General features: G+C 67.9%; 16 protein-coding genes. 6 read left to right on the forward strand and 10 right to left on the reverse strand.

The genetic code is table 11. The features are described from left to right. Positions 1-104 precede the first annotated feature (104 nt). On the forward strand, positions 105-1,841 hold the full coding sequence (locus tag G6N37_RS06640) for an N-acyl-D-amino-acid deacylase family protein (protein WP_163677664.1): 1,737 nt from the start codon (positions 105-107) through the stop codon (positions 1,839-1,841). A gap of 84 nt (positions 1,842-1,925) precedes the next feature. On the opposite strand, the gene G6N37_RS06645 is transcribed toward G6N37_RS06640, so the two are convergent. After that, complete coding sequence (locus G6N37_RS06645; protein ID WP_174813797.1) at positions 1,926-2,489, reverse strand: TetR/AcrR family transcriptional regulator; 564 nt, start codon at positions 2,487-2,489, stop codon at positions 1,926-1,928. 64 nt (positions 2,490-2,553) lie between these two features. Here G6N37_RS06645 and G6N37_RS06650 point away from each other — a divergent pair, with 64 nt between their 5' ends. Together G6N37_RS06650 and G6N37_RS06655 are read left to right on the forward strand one after the other, a co-directional pair. Next, positions 2,554-3,114, forward strand: coding sequence for a class I SAM-dependent methyltransferase (locus G6N37_RS06650; RefSeq protein ID WP_163677669.1), 561 nt, complete (start codon positions 2,554-2,556; stop codon positions 3,112-3,114). Positions 3,115-3,204: 90 nt separating this feature from the next. Beyond that, positions 3,205-4,050, forward strand: coding sequence for an enoyl-CoA hydratase/isomerase family protein (locus G6N37_RS06655; RefSeq protein WP_163677673.1), 846 nt, complete (start codon positions 3,205-3,207; stop codon positions 4,048-4,050). On the opposite strand, the gene G6N37_RS06660 is transcribed toward G6N37_RS06655, so the two are convergent. Genes G6N37_RS06660 through G6N37_RS06695 form a run of 8 tightly spaced genes read right to left on the reverse strand, consistent with a single transcriptional unit; the run spans position 4,047 to position 12,684 of the window. Next, complete coding sequence (locus G6N37_RS06660; RefSeq protein ID WP_163677676.1) at positions 4,047-5,744, reverse strand: FAD-binding protein; 1,698 nt, start codon at positions 5,742-5,744, stop codon at positions 4,047-4,049. The two genes, G6N37_RS06655 and G6N37_RS06660, sit on opposite strands and share 4 nt — an antisense overlap. Next, entirely contained in the window at positions 5,741-7,126 is a 1,386-nt protein-coding gene (locus G6N37_RS06665) for an aromatic ring-hydroxylating oxygenase subunit alpha (RefSeq protein WP_163677679.1), read from the reverse strand. Before G6N37_RS06665 ends, G6N37_RS06660 begins: the two co-directional genes overlap by 4 nt. 20 nt (positions 7,127-7,146) lie before the next feature. Beyond that, complete coding sequence (locus G6N37_RS06670; RefSeq protein WP_163677682.1) at positions 7,147-8,682, reverse strand: acyl-CoA synthetase; 1,536 nt, start codon at positions 8,680-8,682, stop codon at positions 7,147-7,149. Positions 8,683-8,700: 18 nt separating this feature from the next. After that, positions 8,701-9,573, reverse strand: a complete 873-nt coding sequence (locus tag G6N37_RS06675; protein WP_163677684.1) for an enoyl-CoA hydratase-related protein — start codon at positions 9,571-9,573, stop codon at positions 8,701-8,703. A gap of 20 nt (positions 9,574-9,593) precedes the next feature. Then, a complete protein-coding gene (locus G6N37_RS06680) occupies positions 9,594-9,830 on the reverse strand; it encodes a biotin/lipoyl-containing protein (RefSeq protein WP_163677687.1) in 237 nt (78 codons plus the stop codon). Then, the gene (locus G6N37_RS06685; RefSeq protein WP_163684711.1) at positions 9,823-10,833 is read right to left on the reverse strand and encodes an alpha-ketoacid dehydrogenase subunit beta; all 1,011 of its coding nucleotides are present in this window, start codon (positions 10,831-10,833) and stop codon (positions 9,823-9,825) included. Before G6N37_RS06685 ends, G6N37_RS06680 begins: the two co-directional genes overlap by 8 nt. A 2-nt stretch (positions 10,834-10,835) precedes the next feature. Further along, positions 10,836-11,816, reverse strand: a complete 981-nt coding sequence (locus G6N37_RS06690) for a thiamine pyrophosphate-dependent dehydrogenase E1 component subunit alpha (protein WP_163677689.1) — start codon at positions 11,814-11,816, stop codon at positions 10,836-10,838. 4 nt (positions 11,817-11,820) lie between these two features. After that, positions 11,821-12,684, reverse strand: coding sequence for a mycofactocin-coupled SDR family oxidoreductase (locus G6N37_RS06695; protein ID WP_163677692.1), 864 nt, complete (start codon positions 12,682-12,684; stop codon positions 11,821-11,823). Between the two features lie 222 nt (positions 12,685-12,906). Here G6N37_RS06695 and G6N37_RS06700 point away from each other — a divergent pair, with 222 nt between their 5' ends. The 3 genes from G6N37_RS06700 to G6N37_RS06710 all read left to right on the forward strand — a co-directional run bounded on the left by G6N37_RS06700 (position 12,907) and on the right by G6N37_RS06710 (position 16,152). After that, on the forward strand, positions 12,907-14,139 hold the full coding sequence (locus G6N37_RS06700; RefSeq protein WP_163677695.1) for a CaiB/BaiF CoA transferase family protein: 1,233 nt from the start codon (positions 12,907-12,909) through the stop codon (positions 14,137-14,139). Positions 14,140-14,255: 116 nt separating this feature from the next. Then, a complete protein-coding gene (locus G6N37_RS06705) occupies positions 14,256-15,620 on the forward strand; it encodes a wax ester/triacylglycerol synthase domain-containing protein (RefSeq protein WP_174813798.1) in 1,365 nt (454 codons plus the stop codon). A gap of 244 nt (positions 15,621-15,864) precedes the next feature. Next, the gene (locus tag G6N37_RS06710; protein WP_163677700.1) at positions 15,865-16,152 is read left to right on the forward strand and encodes an ANTAR domain-containing protein; all 288 of its coding nucleotides are present in this window, start codon (positions 15,865-15,867) and stop codon (positions 16,150-16,152) included. Between the two features lie 220 nt (positions 16,153-16,372). On the opposite strand, the gene G6N37_RS06715 is transcribed toward G6N37_RS06710, so the two are convergent. Continuing rightward, complete coding sequence (locus tag G6N37_RS06715) at positions 16,373-17,119, reverse strand: IclR family transcriptional regulator (RefSeq protein ID WP_163677703.1); 747 nt, start codon at positions 17,117-17,119, stop codon at positions 16,373-16,375. Positions 17,120-17,129 lie beyond the last annotated feature (10 nt).

Here is a 17,129-nt window from a genome sequence, read left to right on the forward strand (position 1 = left end):
TGGTTAACGCCGCGCGGCGGCCCCGAAGAGCATGGCCAGACACTTCGGAAAGTATGTATGATCACTGCGGATACCGGGGCGTCCGGCGGCAGAAGGGCCGAACATTGCAGTACGACACCGTGATCGCGAACGGACGCTGGTTCGACGGGACGGGCGCGCCGTCGGCGCGCAGAAACCTCGGGCTGCGCGACGGCCGGGTCGCCACCATCAGCCCGGAACCGCTCGACACGGCGGGCGCCGACGTCATCGACGCGACGGGCCAGTGGGTGATCCCCGGCATCATCGACATCCACACCCATTACGACGTCGAGATCCTCTGCGAGCCCGAGCTTTCCGAATCGTTACGGCACGGCGTGACGACAGTGCTGCTGGGATCGTGTTCGTTGTCCACCGTCTATCTGGACAACGTGGACGCCGGCGACATCTTCGGCCGGGTCGAAGCGATTCCCCGGCACCATGTCATCGAGCACCTGGACGCGGCGCGCTCGTGGACCAATCCCGCGGAGTATGTCGCCGAACTGGACCGGCGGAACCTGGGTCCCAACGTCTCGGCCTTCATCGGCCACTCCGACATGCGCGCCGCCACGATGGGGCTGGACCGGGCAACGCGCAAGGACGTCCGGCCGTCGGCGGCGGAACTGGCGCGGATGGAGTCGATGCTGAACGAGGCGCTCGACGAGGGTTTCGTCGGGATGTCGTCGCAGCAACTGCTGTTCGACAAGCTCGACGGCGAGGTCTGCCGGTCGCGCACCCTGCCGTCGACCTACGCCGGACCGCGCGAATTGCGCCGGCTCAACGCTATCTTGCGGCGCCGCAACAAGATTCTGCAGTCGGGACCGGACATCAAGAATCCGCTGTCGGTGGTGTCGCAGTTGGCGACGTCGCTGGGGTTCGGCCGTCCCCGGTTGAAGACCAGCCTGCTCTCGGCGGCCGACATCAAGGCCATACCGCCGGTGATCCATCTCATGGACTCCCTTGCCCGGGTGGTGAACGCCCTCGGCGGCGACTTCCGCTGGCAGCATCTGCCGGTGCCGTTCGAGGTCTACGCCGACGGCATCTCGCTGGTGGTGTTCGAGGAGTTCGGCGCGGGCGCGGCGGCGCTGCATCTGCAGGGCGAGATCGAGCGCAACGAGCTCATGCGCGACGAGGACTATCGCCGCTGGTTTCGCGAGGACTACGACAAGAAGTTCGGTCCCCGGGTCTGGCACCGTGACTTTTTCGACGCCGAGATCGTGGCCTGCCCCGACCCGTCGGTGGTGGGAAAGTCGTTCGGCCGGGTGGGCCTGGACCGCGGCGGGCTGCATCCGGTCGACGCGTTCCTCGACTTGGTGGTGGAGCACGGCGAACAGCTGCGCTGGCGCACCACGATCTCCAACCACCGGCCGCAGGTGCTCAAGAAGCTGGCGCAGAGCGAAACCGTCCAGATGGGCTTCTCGGACGCCGGTGCACACCTGCGCAACATGGCCTTCTACAACTCCGGGCTGCGTCTGCTGCGCCACGTGCACGAGGCGCAGAGGCGCGGCGCCCCGTTCATGTCGGTCGAGCGTGCCGTCCACCGGCTCACCGGCGAACTCGGGGCGTGGTACGGAATCGACGCAGGCACCCTGCGCGAAGGGGATCGCGCCGACGTTGTCGTGATCAATCCGGACAAGCTCGACGGCTCGCTGGATCGCTATGCCGAGCACCCGGTGCAGTCCTACGGCGGGTTGTCCCGGATGGTCAACCGCAACGACGACACCGTCAGCGCCGTGCTCGTGGCGGGGCGGTTCGCGTTCGGTGCGGGCCAGGCCGCACCGACGTTGGGCAAGCAGAAGTTCGGCCGGTTCCTGCGGGCGGGCTAGCCGTCCAGGAGCATGACGACAGCGGCCCAGCCCGCGGCCGGGTCCTGCTAACACTATTGGGCTAATGCGTTGCGCCGCCGCGGTTTACGCGACGGTGGCGCCGAGGATCAGGTTGACCGCCTCGTCGAGTTGCCCCTCGATCTCGTCGAAGCTGACGAACCGGGCGGTCATCAGGGCGCCGGAGAAGGTCATCTGCAGCGTGGATTTCACGGCGCGGGGCCAACCGGGACCCAGGGCGGCGCCGATGCGGGCGGCGACCTCGTGGCCGATCTGCTCACGAATCGGCGCGACGGCCGGGTCGTCGGCCATCAGGGCCGCGCCGCACGCGGCGGTCAGTTCCGGCTCGTCGGCGACCACGACGGCCATGTCGCGCAGCGTCGCGCTGACCCGCGCCTCGGTCGTGTCATTGACGTCGGTGTGCAACGGCAGTTCGCGGAGGAACCGCAGGTATACCGCAGCCACCAGCGCGCTCTTGGACGGAAAGTAGGTGTAGGCGCTGGCCGGTGACACCCCGGCGCGGGTCGCCACCGAGCGCATCGTCAGATTCGCGTACGACGACTCGCGTAGCTCCTCGAGGCCGGCATCGAGGACCTTGCGGATCGTCTGACCCGGCCGGCGATCCGACCGGCGAACCGCATCTCCAGACACCCGCCCAGTGTAGGAAGGCGCTGAAATCACCAACAACTTCCTTCCGGGTTCTAGAGTTGCGGCTGTGGCCGAGGCGGACCGGCAGCGCTGGGACGAGCGGTACCAGACCATGGCGCCTCCGTCGGTGGACGCGGTGGGACCGCCCGAGTTCCTGGCGGCCCATGCGGAGGTACTTCCCACTGCGGGAAGGGCTCTCGACCTCGCGTGCGGGCCCGGACTCGCGGCGGTCTGGCTGGCGGAGCGGGGGCTTCACGTGGAGGGATTCGACGTATCCCCGGTGGCGGTGGGCCAGGCGCGCGACCTGGCTCAGCGCGTGGGGGTGAGCGATCGGTGCCGCTTCGCGGTCGTCGACCTCGATGACGGGCTACCGGCCGGGCCGCCCGCCGACGTCATCCTCTGCCATCGATTCCGGGACCGTCGCCTCGACCACGCGATCATCGAACGGCTGGCACCCGGGGGGCTGCTGGCGATCGCCGTGCTGAGCGAAGTCGGAGCCGCCCCGGGGCCCTTTCGCGCGGTCGCCGGTGAGCTACCCGCGGCGTTCGCCGAACTCGATCAGCTGGCCGCCGGGGAGGGTGCGGGGCAGGCCTGGCTGCTGGCGCGCGCCCGACGCGAACGTCGCTGACTGGCAAGCACTTTCGCCGCGCGGACCACACCGCACCGAAATCGCGGATGACGGTGCCATTTTGACTCCCGGCCGGGTAATGTCACGCAGATGGAGCGGCGCGTCCTCGAAGCGGTCATCTACGAGCGCGAACCGCCGATCGCGCGGATCATCCTGAACCGGGTCGACAAGGCCAACACCAAGGATGCGGTCCTGGTCACCGAAGTCGACGAATGCCTGCACGAGGCCGACCGCGACAAGGAGATCAAGGTCGTCATCCTCAAGGCCAACGGGAAAGGGTTCTGCGGCGGGCACGTGGCTCGCTGGGGTCCCGACGAGAATCCGTATCCGGACTTCGGCGAGACGTTCGAGGACCTGTACAAGGGCACCGCTGATCTGTTCCTGTGGCCGACGCTGTATCTGTGGGAATTCCCCAAGCCCACCATCTCCGCGATCCACGGCTACTGCATGGGCGGCGGGATCTACCTCGGCCTGCTGACCGACTTCTGTGTGGCGTCCGACGACGCGTATTTTCAGATGCCGCTCGCCCAAAGCCTCGGCGAGCCCGGCGGCCACACGATGATCGAGCCGTGGTTGCTGATGAACTGGCATCGCACCATGGACTGGCTGCTGCTGGCCCCCACCCTGTCCGCACAGCAAGCCCTCGACTGGGGGCTGCTCAACAGGGTGGTGCCGCGCGAAGACCTGGAAGCCACCGTCGAGGAGATGGCCCACAAGATCGCCCAGATCCCGTTGACCACGCTGATGGCGGTGAAGAACAACGTGAAGCGCGCGTGGGAGCTGATGGGCATGCGGGTCCACCTGCAAGTGAGCCACATCCTGACGAACATGGTCGGCGCCGCCTCCGACGTCCAGGCGCGGCGCGCCCAGCTGAAGGAATCGGGCATGAAACCGCGGGAGTTCGTCGGCCGCGACGACCCGCACGCCGGCGGCTAGCGGCTCGGATCGCCGGCGACCCTCCGGCCGGCGGCGTGCCGGGCGGCGACGTAACCGAACACCATTGTGTACGCGATGCTTCCACCCGCGCCCAGGTAATTTCGGCCCATCACCGTCGCCGTGATGTTCCCCGTCGCGTAGAGTCCGTCGATCACGCAGTCGTCCTCGTCGATGACCTGCGCGTGCTCGTTGGTGATCACCCCGCCGCACGTCCCGACGTCGGCCGGAACGACTTTGGTGGCGTAGTACGGTGACCGCTCGAGCGGACCGAGCGCGGCGTTGGGGCGGTAACCGGGGTCCCCGAGGCAGTCGTTGTACGCCGACTGGCCGCGCCCGAAGTCCGGGTCGAGGCCCTTGGCCGCAAAGCCGTTGAACCGCTTGATCGTCTGCTCGAGCGCGTCGGCCGGAACACCCATCTGGCGCGCGAGGTCGCCGATGGTCTCACCCCGCACGACCGCGCCCTTCGTGATGAGTTCTTCGGGGAGGCGACGCCTCTTGAACGGGTTGGCCCCCGAAACGTATCGGCCGACGTAGCCCTCGTCGAACACCATCCAGCACGGCACGGCCTTGTTCGCATACATCGCCTTGCCGACCTCGACGTACGAGTTGGACTCGTTGCAGAACCGCCGGCCCGTTCCGTCGACGTAGATCGCGCCGGGCCGCTGCCGGCCACTGCCCAACGCCTTCGCCGCGTCACCGCCGTCGGCGATGAAAACCGATGGCAGCCACCATGCCTCGTCCATCAGGTCGGTCTTGGCCCCCAGCCGGATCGCGGTCTGCAGCACCTCACCGGTGTCGCCGGCGTTGGCGATCGACCAGAGGCCCTCGTTGGGCTGCTCCCCGCTGTAGCGGCGGCGCATGTCCGCGTTGCGGCTGAAGCCGCCCGCGGCGAGCAGCACGCCCTTGCGGGCCTCGACATTCAGCGCGGTGCCGTCACGCGACACACGGGCGCCGACGACACGGCCGTCCTCGACGATCAGGTCTTCCATTGCGGCGCCGGTCCAAATCGGTGGTTCGCCACGCAGATCGATGAGCACCTTGAGCATCTGGCCGATGAGTGATGCGCCGTTGGTAAGGATCTCGCGGCGGCGGAGCCGGGCGGCCCTGGTGCGCGCGAACACCCGCATGGCCACGGCGAACGCACGCGGCGACCGGTTGAAGTACTGCACCGACCGCAGCTCATTGGTTTTCAGGATGAATCCCCCGTAGGCCTTGGCCATCGAGGGCTGAACCTTGTCCCGCCAGCTGCCCAGCGCGGCCACATCGTACGGCACGCACTCGATGGCGCGGCCGGCCTCGTTGCCGCCCTTGTGATTCGGGTAGTAGTCACTCCAGCCGGGGCACCGCACAAACCGGACACCCTTGCGGGTCAGGAAGTTGATCATTTCGTACCCGGCGGTCAGGAACATCTCGCGCCGCGCCGGCGACGACGCCGGGCCGATGTCGCCGACGACGTCGTCGAAGTATGCCAGACCGTCCTCGTGCGAGTCCGTGACGCCGGCGGCGCGCATCAGCGGGTTGTTCGGCAGCCACACCATGCCACCGGAAAGCCCGGTGGAACCGCCCACCAGGGACTGCTTCTCGATCACCAGGGGTTCGATCCCGGAGTCGAGCGCCGCCAGGGCCGCGACCATGCCGCCGCCGCCGCTGCCCGCGATGAGCAGATCGACGGAGCGGTCCCATTGGGTGGTCATCGCGGCCCCGCGCTGAAACCGAGGTCGGCGACCGGGACGTCGATGGTGGTGTTGGTCTTCTGGATCGCGGGCACCAGCTCGTCATGCGGCAGGCCGGCGAGGAAGCCGTCGACGACGCGTTCGAAATTGGAGATCAGCCCCTCGATCTGGTCGGACAGTCGCATGTAGGCAAAGCCCTTGGAGTGCAACCCCTTTTGCTGCCTGGGCAGGTTGGAGAAGTCTTGGGCGGGGATCGGCGGCCAGCGCGGGTCGTCGGGCGCCATCGGCTCGGGGGGCTGGGGCTTGCCCGCCGAAATGTCGTCCGGTAGCCGGGTGAGTGACCAAATCTCGAACAGCGTGTCCTCGGGCCCGAGCGGGCGGATCCGGTACGACGACGCGCTGCTGTAGGTGGGCAGGATGAAGTAGTGCGGAAAGCAGAACCCGATCGCGTCGGTGATGCCGCGGCGGACCAAGTCGTTGAGGTCGGGCATATCGCTGCCCCGGGCCCGATGCCAGGCTACGACGGCATCGTTGAGGGCCGCGCGCCATGCGCCCGCCGCCCCGGCCGGGTCGGCCGGCAGCTCGATGTGCTGCAGCCCCTCGGCGATCCGGACGTCGTTGTCGTGGGTCATGCCGCCCATCCCGGTGCCGAGCGTGCGCATGAAGTACAGGCTGCTCGCGATGACCGGGTGCACCGCGGATTTCGCCGCCCCGCCGCTCTGCGCGGACGGCATCAACTGCGGATGAGTCTGGGGGACGTGGTACCCCTCCATGAACGCCTCCGTCGCCAGCTTCCAATTGACGGGCAACCGGCACGACTGCCACCACTCGACCCGCAGCGACTCCACCTTCCACGCGTCATAGATCGACGCGAAGGGCTCCAGGCAGTCGCGCAGCGCGGGGGCCCCGTCGTCGAGGTTGATCCACGCGCAGCCACCCCAGGTCTCACACCGGACCGAAACCAGCTGCAAATCCTGCGGATCCAAGTTCTCCCGGGCGAACACCTCGGGTCGCAACACGAAGGTGCTGCGTCCGTCGATGCCCCAGCACCAGCCGTGGAAGGGGCAGACGAAGGTCCGCCGAGATCCGCTGCCCTCCACCAGCTTCACCCCGCGATGGCGGCACGCGTTGTGGTAGGCCCGCACCGTGTCGGCGTCGATCCGCACCACGATGATCGACTCATCCAGGATTTCGTACTCGACGAAGTCGCCGGCCTTGGGGATCTCCTCGAGCCGGCAGGCCATCTGCCAGACGCGCGGCCAGAAGGTCTCCGCCTCCAGCGCGTAGAACTCGGCGTCGTAGTAGCGCTGCTTGGGAATGCGATCGGCGGTCTGGACCGCCCACGGCACCGGTAGCGGTGTCCAGTTCACCGCGCCTGTCACTGAATCTGTCTTGGCAGCCATCTCGCCATCCCTCGTTCGATTCACACGATCCGCGATGCCCGGCCCTGCCAGTAACGCTCGCGAATGTGTCTCTTGTACAGCTTCCCGTTCGGGTCTCGGGGCAGTTCCGAAACGAATTCGACGGTGCGCGGGCACTTGTAACCCGCCACGTGTGCGCGGCAGTACTCGATGAGCTCGGCCTCGAGACCGGGGCCGGGTGTGACACCGTCGACCGGTTGCACGACGGCCTTGACCTCCTCGCCGAACTCGTCGTTGGGGACGCCGAATACGGCCGCGTCGACGAGTTTGGGATGCATGATGAGGAGATTCTCGACTTCCTGCGGGTAGATGTTCACCCCGCCGGAGACGATCATGAACGTCGACCGATCGGTGAGGTAGAGGTATCCATCCTCGTCGACGTAGCCCACGTCGCCCAGGGTGCGCCAGCCGCGGTCGTTGGACACCGACGCGGTCTTGTCGGGGTCCTTGAAGTACTCGAAATCCGGTCCGCCCTCGAAGAAGAGCTCGCCTGCGTGGCCGGTGGGAAGCTCGACGCCGTCGTCCCCGATGACGTGCACCGGCGACATGGGTTTGCCGACCGAACCGGGATGGGCGAGCCACTCGTCGGGGCCGATCGTGGTGCCCGCGAACCCCTCGGTGCCACCGTAGTATTCGTGAATGATCGGCCCGAACCACTTCATCATCTGGTGCTTGACGTCGACCGGGCAGGGTGCGGCCGCGTGGATGACGCACCGCAGGCTCGAGACGTCGTAACGTTCCCGAACTTCCCTGGGTAGCTTCAGCATCCGCACGAACATGGTGGGCACGAACTGGGCGTGCGTCACTCGATGGGTCTCGATCAGCCGGAGCACGGTCTCGGCGTCGAACCTGCGCATGAGGATGGCCGCCGCCCCCACCCGGTTGACCGCCATGGTGTAGTTCACCCCGGCGGCGTGGTACAGCGGCGCGGGGGAGAGGTACACGCTGGAACTGTTCATCCCGTACTTGTGGGTCAGCGCCAGCTCCAGGACCGCCTGAGCCCATGAGCCGTTGCCGTCGGTCGGGAGGGGCCGACGGACGGCCTTCGGCCGCCCCGTGGTGCCCGACGAGTACAGCATCTCCGACCCGTCCGACACCGGCGGCGCGTCACCGGCGGTCGCCACCGCATCCTCGTACGCGCTCCAGCCGGCCAGGGGTCCCCCCACCGCGAGGTGGACGGTGACGGCCGCGTTGGCCGCGCGCACGTGGGCGGCAAGTTCGGGCATGGTGGCGTCGACGAACACCGCCCGCGCGTCGGAGTCGTCGATCACGTAGGCGACCTCGTCCGGGGTGAAGTGGGTGTTGACCGCGGTGTAGTAAAGACCGGAAAGCTGGCAGCCCCAGGTGATTTCGAGGAACTCGGGCCGGTTCGGCAAGATCAGTGCCACCCCGTCGCCCCGGCGCAGCCCGGCGGCGTGCAGCACCGCGGCGACGCGTTGGCTGCGGGCATACAGCTCGGAGTGCGAGATGGTGTCACCGCCCGCGACGATGAGGGCCGGCGCCTGTCCGGCCCTCATGGCGTGGTCGGCGATGTTCACCGGCGAGCCCCGCGAAACCTAAGTGGCCGTGGCGCCGTCGGCCGCCGCGGCGGCCGCGGCCTGGCGCCGAGCGTGCTCGGACGGCAGCACCTTGTCCTTGAACACGGTCTGAATCAGTTGCTGGACGTCCTTGCTGATCGAGGCGAGCGCAACGAGGTCGTTGGAGCTCTGCCAGTGCACCCGCATGCCCATCAGCTCCCAGGCCCGTTTCAGGTTGGCCTTGGTGAGCATCAGCGTCGTCAACGGGGCCTGGGCGATGTGCCGGGCGATGGCGTCCACCCGGTCGTCGAGATCCTCCCGCTTGACCACCTCGTTGACGAGGCCGACCTCCAGCGCCTTCTTGGCGTCGATCACCTCCGCGGTGAACAGGTAGTAGGCGGCGCGACGCCAGTTCATGAACACCCAAGGCTCGATGGAACATTCACCGGATGGCATGCCGAAACCTTGTAGGGGCGGGTACGAGAAATAGGCGTCCTCGGAGGCGATGACGATGTCGGTGGTCAGGCCCATGTGCGTACCGCCGCCCACGCAGTAGCCGTGCACCTGCGCGATGGTGGGCTTGGAGAACTCCCACAGGTTCAGGGTCGGTTTGACGAACAGGTCCGACTGCGCCTTCCACGGGTGGCCGGTCACCATGGCGTTCTCCACAAACGACGGGTAGTCGACGGCGTTGTTGCCGATCGCGTGTCCCGAGCAGAAGCCCTTGCCGTTGGCCTTGAGCACGAGCACCTTGATGTCGTAGTCGCGGTCCGCGTCCAGCAGCGCGGCGTCGACCTCTTCGGCCAGCTTCTGGTCCTGGGCGTTCGCCTTCTCCGGCCAGTTGAGCGTGACGCGGGCGATGGGCCCCTCTTTCTGGTAGATGATTCTCTCGCGAGTCTCGTTGAGATCCATGCGTGCTCACCTTTCCTGGTTCACGACGTGATGACACCGATTTCGGCGCCGATGTCGTAGATGGTCCCGACCTGGCCCGTCCATTGCACGGTGCCCGACGCTCCGGCTTCGATTTCCTGTTCCACCTTCTCGGTGGCGATGACGTAGATCGGCGTGCCGGCCTCCACGTGCTGGCCGGCGTCGACCAGAAGGTCAGTGAGCTCGGCCTCCGACACGGCCACCGAGACGCGCGGGATGCGAATGACGAAGTCAGCCATGCACCCTCGCCCCCGCGCCGGTCCGCTCGAGGGTGCGCTGCGCGGCCGTGACGATCCGCGCCGGGGAGGGGTACACCTGCGCCTCGAGCGCCGCCGCGGCCGGGTTGGGGACGAACCGGGCGGCCACCCGTTCGACGGGCGCGGCCAGCTCGGAGAACAACTCCGAGTGCAGGATCGCGGCGATCTCGGCTCCGGGACCGGCGAATTGGACCGCGTCGTGAACGACGACCGCCCGGCGGGTACGGCGGGCCGAGCCGATGATGGTCTCGACGTCGAGTGGCACCAGGGTGCGCAGATCGACGACCTCGGCGCTCACCCCCTGGTCCTGCAGCGTGGCCGCGGCGGTGAGCGCGTCGTGCACGCAGCGGCCGTAGCCGATCAGGCTGACGTCGGTGCCGGGCCGCTTGATGTCGGCCTGCCCCAACGGGATCGAGAACCCGGGATCCACGGGGACGGGCCCCTTCTTGCCCTGCAGCCGGATCGTTTCGACGAACAGGCAAGGATCGGGGTCGAAGATCGCCGCCGTCAGGAGACCCTTCCCGTCGCGCGGTGTGGACGGCACGATCACCTTCATGCCCGGGATGTGCATGAACCACGCCTCCAGGCTCTGCGAGTGCGTGGCCCCGGTGGCCAGCCCGGCGTAGACCTGGGTGCGAATGGTGAGCGGCGCCGTCGTGCGTCCGGCGGTCATGAACCTCAGCTTGGCCGCGTTGTTGATCAGCTGGTCGGCGGCGATGCCGATGAAATCCATGATCATGATCTCGGCCACCGGCAGCAGGCCGTCGATGGCGGCGCCGATGGCCGCTCCGACGATCGCCGCCTCCGAGATCGGCGTGTCCAGGACGCGGTCGTGGCCGTACTTCGTCGAGAGGCCGGCCGTCGGCCCGGACGCGCCGGGATCGGCGATGTCCTCACCCAGCAGGAACACCCTGTCATCGGCGGCAAGCGCCTGATCCAGCGCGAGGTTGAGCGCCTCGCGCATCGTCATCTCTCGTTCTTCCATGCTCACACCGGGAACTTGATCGGGGTCGCGTACACGTCGGAGTCCAGCTCGTCGATCGACGGGGTATCCGCGCCCATCACGGTGCGCAGCGCCGCTTCGACCGCCGCCACCGCCTGGGCGTCGATGCGGTCGAGGTCGTCCCCCGCGCAGATGCCGGAGTCGGCAAGGTGGTCGCGGAACCGGGGGACCGGGTCGGCGTCCATCGCGGCGGCCAGCTGCTCCTTGGGGATGTAGGGCATCCGGTCGCCGAAGTAGTGGCCCCGGAACCGGAACGTCACACATTCGATGAACGTGGGCCCCTCGCCGGCGCGGGCCCGTCGCAGCGCGTCGTCGAGCGCCGACTTGACCGCCAGCGGGTCGTTGCCGTCGACGCGCACTCCCGGCATGCCGTAGCCCGCCGCCCGGTCGGCGACGTGTTCGAGCTTCATCGTGTCGGCGGTCGGCGTCATTTCGGCGTACAGGTTGTTCTGGCAGACGAACACCACCGGCAGGTCCCACAGCGCGGCCATGTTCGCCGCCTCGTGGAAGGACCCGGTGTTGGTGGCACCGTCGCCGAAGCTGACCACCGTGACGCGATCGGAGCCCTTGCGTTTGGCGGCCATGGCCAATCCCACCGCCACCGGCGGACCGGCCCCGACGATCCCGGTCGAAAGCATCACGCCCCTACCGGGATTGGCGATGTGCATGGTGCCGCCCTTGCCGCGACTCGCGCCCACGGTGCGGCCCATCATCTCGCCGTAGATCTCCTCCAGGGGGACGCCTTTGCCGATGAGGTCGTGCAGGCCGCGGTAGGTGGTCACCAACTGGTCGTCGTCCCGCAGGGCGACGCCCATCGCCGCGGCGATGGCCTCCTGGCCGCGCGAGGGCCAGTACACGCACATGAACTCGCCGGTGCCAATGCCTTTGGACAGCCGGTCGTCGGCCGCCTTCATGAGCACCATCAGCTCGTACAGGCGGCGCTCGACGTCCGGGCCGTCGTTCATGCGATCACGCACCCGACCATGGCTTGACCTTGAGGAAGCCGCCACCGTCGACGCGGAGCTGCTGCCCGGTGATATAGCGCGCCGCGTCGGAGGCGAGGAAAAGCACCGCCTCGCTGATGTCCTCGGGTTCGACGTAGGGGATCGGCATCGCCTGCACGAGCGGGAAGACGGGTTCGGCATCCTCGCGGGTCGGATCCTTCAGGTCCGGGCGGAACGCCCGATACATCGGCGGGCTGTGCAGCATGTCGGTGTTGACGTTGGTGGGGTGCACCGCGTTCATCCGGATGGAGAACCTGGCGAGCGCCAGGGCGAAATCGTTGACGTAGTGCGCGGCAGCCAGTTTCGCGAAGGCATACCCGGCCCCGCCGGGGCCGCCGTCGATGCCCGTGGTGTTCATCGAGGACATGAACGCGGCGTTGGAGCCGATCACGATGATCGACGCGCCGGCGTGCAGATGCTTGAGGCTCGCGTGCACCAGGTTCAGCACGCCGAGCAGGTCCACGTCCACGGCGTCGGCGAAGGCCTGCGGCGGCAGGCCCGCGGTGAGCGGGCAGATGCCGGCATTGGCGACGACGACGTCGAGGTGCCCCAACTCGGCGACGCCCTGATCGATCGCCGCCAACAGCGCCGCGCGATCGCGGACGTCGGCGACGGCGGTGAACGCGCGCTGCCCCTCCTTCTCCACCAGCCGGGCCGTCTCGTCCAGGTCCTCCCGCCGGGCCAGCGGATACTCGTTGGTCTCGATGTCGGCGCACAGGTCCACCGCGATGATGTCCGCCCCTTCGGCGGCCAGCATCCGCGCATGCGAACGGCCCTGACCGCGCGCGGCGCCACTGATGACGGCCACCTTGCCCGTTACCCTGCCCATCGCCCGTCCTCCGTCCGTGTATTCAGTTCGGGGAATGAATCGGCCGGGCCGCCGCCGTGCGTACGGCGCGCGGTGACGGATGTCGGAATCGGGCCGACGGTCGGATCCATCGCATCTCTTCCAGGAAAACAGCGCTGACCTGCAGCTGGGCTACCACTACGCCCTAGACTAGCTAGAATATCTAAAATAGCAAGGAATGGCGGGGCGACCGAGGGAGTGGCGATGTCCGGCGTACGCGGTGGTGTCCTCGAGGGGGTGCGGGTGGTCGAGTTGGCCTCGTGGACCTATGTGCCCTCGGCCGGTGCGGCCCTGGCGGACTGGGGCGCCGACGTGATCAAGGTGGAAGGGGTCGCCTCGGGTGATCCGGGGCGCGCGTTGGTGGTCGGCGGGTTCACCCGGCAGGCGGCCCGCCCGGACGCCGACTTCATCCTCGAGTTGGGCAACCGCGGTAAGCGCAGCATCGCCATCGACATCAAATCCGACACCGGTCGCGAACTGTTCGGCCGCCTGTTGGCCAGTGCCGATGTGTTGCTTACCAATTGGCTGCCGGGCGCCCTGGAACGGGCCCGGCTGACGGTGGACGACATCCGCTCGTTCAACCCGAAAATCATCATCGCGCGCGGCACCGGGCTGGGAGTGCGGGGTCCGGACCGCGACCGCGGCGGGTTCGACGCGGCCACATACCTCGCGCGGGGCGGCGTCGCGTACACGCTCACGCCGTTCGGCACCGATACGCCCGCCGTGCAAGGCCCGGGATTCGGCGACCTGCAGGCCGGGGCGACGCTCGCCGGGGGAGTATGCGCCGCGCTGTTTCATCGCGAACGCACCGGTGAACCGACGATCGTCGACTCCTCGCTGCTGGCCCAGGCGATGTGGGCGATAGCGCCGTCCATCTCGGCGGCCGATTTCTTCGACATCGACGGGATCCCCGGCGCGCCGCCCGGATTGGCCATCAACCCGCTTGTCAACAGGTACAAGACCCGCGACGGCCGGTGGATCCAGCTGGTCTTCCTGCAACCCGACAAGTTCTGGGCAGGCTTCTGCACACGCATGGGCCTGGCCGAGCTGGCCACCGATGAGCGATTCGTGCCGTCGAGCAACTTGATCGCCAACGCCGCGGTGGCCACCGAGATCCTGACCGACGTTTTCGCCCGGCACGACCTCGCCCACTGGCAGAAGGCGCTCGAAGACGAACCCGGCGTGTGGGGTGCTCTGGCGACGCCGCGGGAGACCCTCAACGATCCGCAGGTCGAACCCAACGGATACGTGGTGACCAACGTCGACGACCATGGCGAGAAGTACCGGATCGTCGCCGCGCCCGTGCAGTTCGACGAGACTCCGCCGGCGCCCGCGCGTGCGCCGGAACACGGCCAGCACACGGAGGAGATCCTGCTGGAACTCGACGTCGACTGGGACGACATCGCCAGGGCGAAGGATCTCAAGGCGATTCTGTAGGGGCCCGGCGGGCAGTCGACCAAAGCCGTCATCTGTGGGGACCAAAGTCATCGACTGCCGACTACCCGATGACCTGGGGCGCCGGCAGTCGTACGTTCAGTGCGAGGAGCACAGACATGACTGCATTTATGCGCGCCAGTGACGCATTCACCTGGGCAATGGAAAGCGACCCACGGCTGCGATCGACCGTGGTCAGTGTCGTCCTGCTGGACCGATCCCCGGACTGGGACGAAGTCCGCAAACGATTCGACCTGATCAGCCGCAAACTGCCCATGTTCAGGCAGCGCGTGGTGCCGTCACCGCCACCGGCCCCGCCGCGGTGGGAGCACTACCGGGACTTCGACCTGGATTACCACCTGCGGCGAGCGACCATCTCCGGTCCCGGCACCCTCGACGACGTGCTCGAGATGGCACGCGTGGCCGAGATGCAGGATTTCGATCGGGCCCGCGCCCTGTGGGAAACGACGTTCATCGACGGCCTGGAAAACGATGGCGCCGCACTGATCTGCAAGTTCCACCACGCGCTCACCGACGGAGTCGGCGGGGTCCAGATCGCGATGCACCTGTTCGATCTGTCCGAAGACCTCTACCCCATCGAACCCCTGCCGCCGGAGCCGGAGGTCGCGGGACCGGCGCTACTGGGGGGCTACCGCGATGCCGCGCGCTACGACGCCGGCCTGCTCAACACCGCCCTGGCCGGCGCGGCCTCCCGGGTGCCACGGTTGATGTACGAGGGGGTACGGCGTCCCGTCGCCACCATCCGGTCCGCGGCGAGCACGGCGGCATCGGTCTATCGGACCGTCCGGCCGATAAGCCGGCCCGGTTCGCCGCTGGCAACCGACCGCGGCCTGATTCGACGTCTCGGGGTGCATCAGGTGCCGACGCGTCCGCTTCGCGAAGCGGCGCACCGCGGCGGTGGGGCGTTGAACGACGCTTTCGTCGCCGGGGTCGCGGGTGGATTGCGTCTCTACCACGAAAAGCACGGTGTGGCGGTGGGCGACCTGCACATCACGATGCCGATCAGCCTGCGCACCCAGGATGACGGTATCGGCGGGAACCGGATCACCCTGATGCGCTTCGACGTGCCCGTCGGGGAGGTAGACCCGGCAAAGCGAATCGCGGCGATACGGCAGCGCACCGCGGCGGTGCGCAACGAAAGATCGCTGCCCTACACGCAATTGATCGCCGGCGTCCTCAATCTCGCGCCCCGGTGGTACATCGGCTCCGTCCTGCGCCACGTCGATTTCGTGGCCAGCGACGTGCCCGGCGTTCCGGTGCCTGTTTTTCTGGGCGGCGCCGCGGTTCGCGCACAATACGCTTTCGGCCCCACCATCGGTTCGGCCGTCAACGTCACACTTCTCACGTACGTGGACACCTGCGGGCTCGGCATGAACATCGACACCACCGCCATCCCCGACTACGACGTCTTCCACGACGCCATCGCCGCCGGCTTCGACGAAATACTGGCGCTGGCAACCTAATTCGAAGCTAGCGGGCTCCAGCATGGACAGAGATGATGCGGGAGTTCTTGATTAGCAGCCGATTCCGAAACGGTCACAGGGATGTATCAATCATGGCGGCGCTCTGGCACAACGCGACCAATCGACAAATCATGGCACAGGGCGCCTTTGAGGTTTGCGGCCGCGACGATGCGTAGCGCAGGAATTCCTCGTCCGCTATGAGCAGTGGCGGATTCACGACGGCGCTGCAGGAGGTATCCACAGCATGACGACGAACTGGGTCCCCGCCCAGACTTCGTGTGGCCCGCATTCCGGTCGCATCCTCGACACCGCGCGGGGCATTCTCATCGGGCTCCGCCGGTGCCCGTCCGAAGCCGCCCTGGACGAACTGCACAACGCGGCCCTGCGGCACAAGGTGCCGGTGTTCGCGATGGCCTGGGCGCTGGTACACCTGGCCGGCGACGGCGAGAAGACACCGAGTTTCACCGATGCGCAGTCCGCGGCCCGGCACGAATGGGGCCCGTTGTTCTCCTCCGCCGCAGTGTCCTGTTGAGCGAACACCGAGACGTTGGGACGGCCGAGCTTTCGAGGGGTAACCCGGCCGTCCCCAACTCCAACCCGATCGATACCCGCGCGCGTTCGGCGGGTCATGCCGGGGCGCTGAGGCTGAAATGGCCGACGCGGGGGCGGTTCCTCCGGCGTCGGCGCAGGGGTCGCTTGCCGACGCCGTCCGGACCCGAAATCGACTACGGAATCAACCTGGTCCGATGAGGCTAACGCGCCCAGGCCGGCGATTCGGCCGCCGCGTGCAACGCGGCGACGATGCGCTGTTCCTTCTCGAGGAAACGTTCCGTCGGTGCCGGCACCGAGATAGCGACCAGGTTGTCGCCCATGGTGCGTCGTGCGACCGCGGCCGCCGAGATGCCCGGGGTGTGTTCATCGCGGTCGAAAGCTATTCCGGTGCGCCGTATTTCGGCGATCTCGGCGCGGAGCCGCTCGCGGGCCTCGGAACCCAGGCGGGAGATCACCGCGTTGGCCTCGCCCTCCTCGAGGGCCGCGAGGGCCGCCTTGCCGTTGGCGGTCGACTCCATCGGAAACCGGACACCGACGGCCGAGACGGCGCGAAGGCGATGCGACGATTCGATCTGGTCGACGAACCACATCCGCTGGCCCCGCAGCACCGAGAGGTCGACCGTCTCCCCGTCGGTCGCATACGCCACGCGCTCGATGGTTGGCCGGAAGACCGCCGCGATGTGCGCCCCGTCGGAATGGCCGAAGCCGAGTAACCGGTCGCCCAGCGAAAAACGCCCCTGCGTATCGACACTGGCCAGCCCCACCTCGACCAGGCCCACCAGCAGCCGGCGGGCCGTCGACTTGGCCAACCCCAGCCGCTCGCCGAGGTCGACCAGGCGCAGCCGCCCCGGCTCGGCGGCGATCTCGTCCAGCGCGGCGGCGGCGCGCCGTAACACCTGGATGCCTTCGTCGCGACCAGTTGGAAGATTCTCCCCCGGAGACGGCATTTGCCCACTA

The sequence above is a fragment of the Mycobacterium seoulense genome (assembly GCF_010731595.1).
Taxonomy (GTDB): domain Bacteria; phylum Actinomycetota; class Actinomycetes; order Mycobacteriales; family Mycobacteriaceae; genus Mycobacterium; species Mycobacterium seoulense.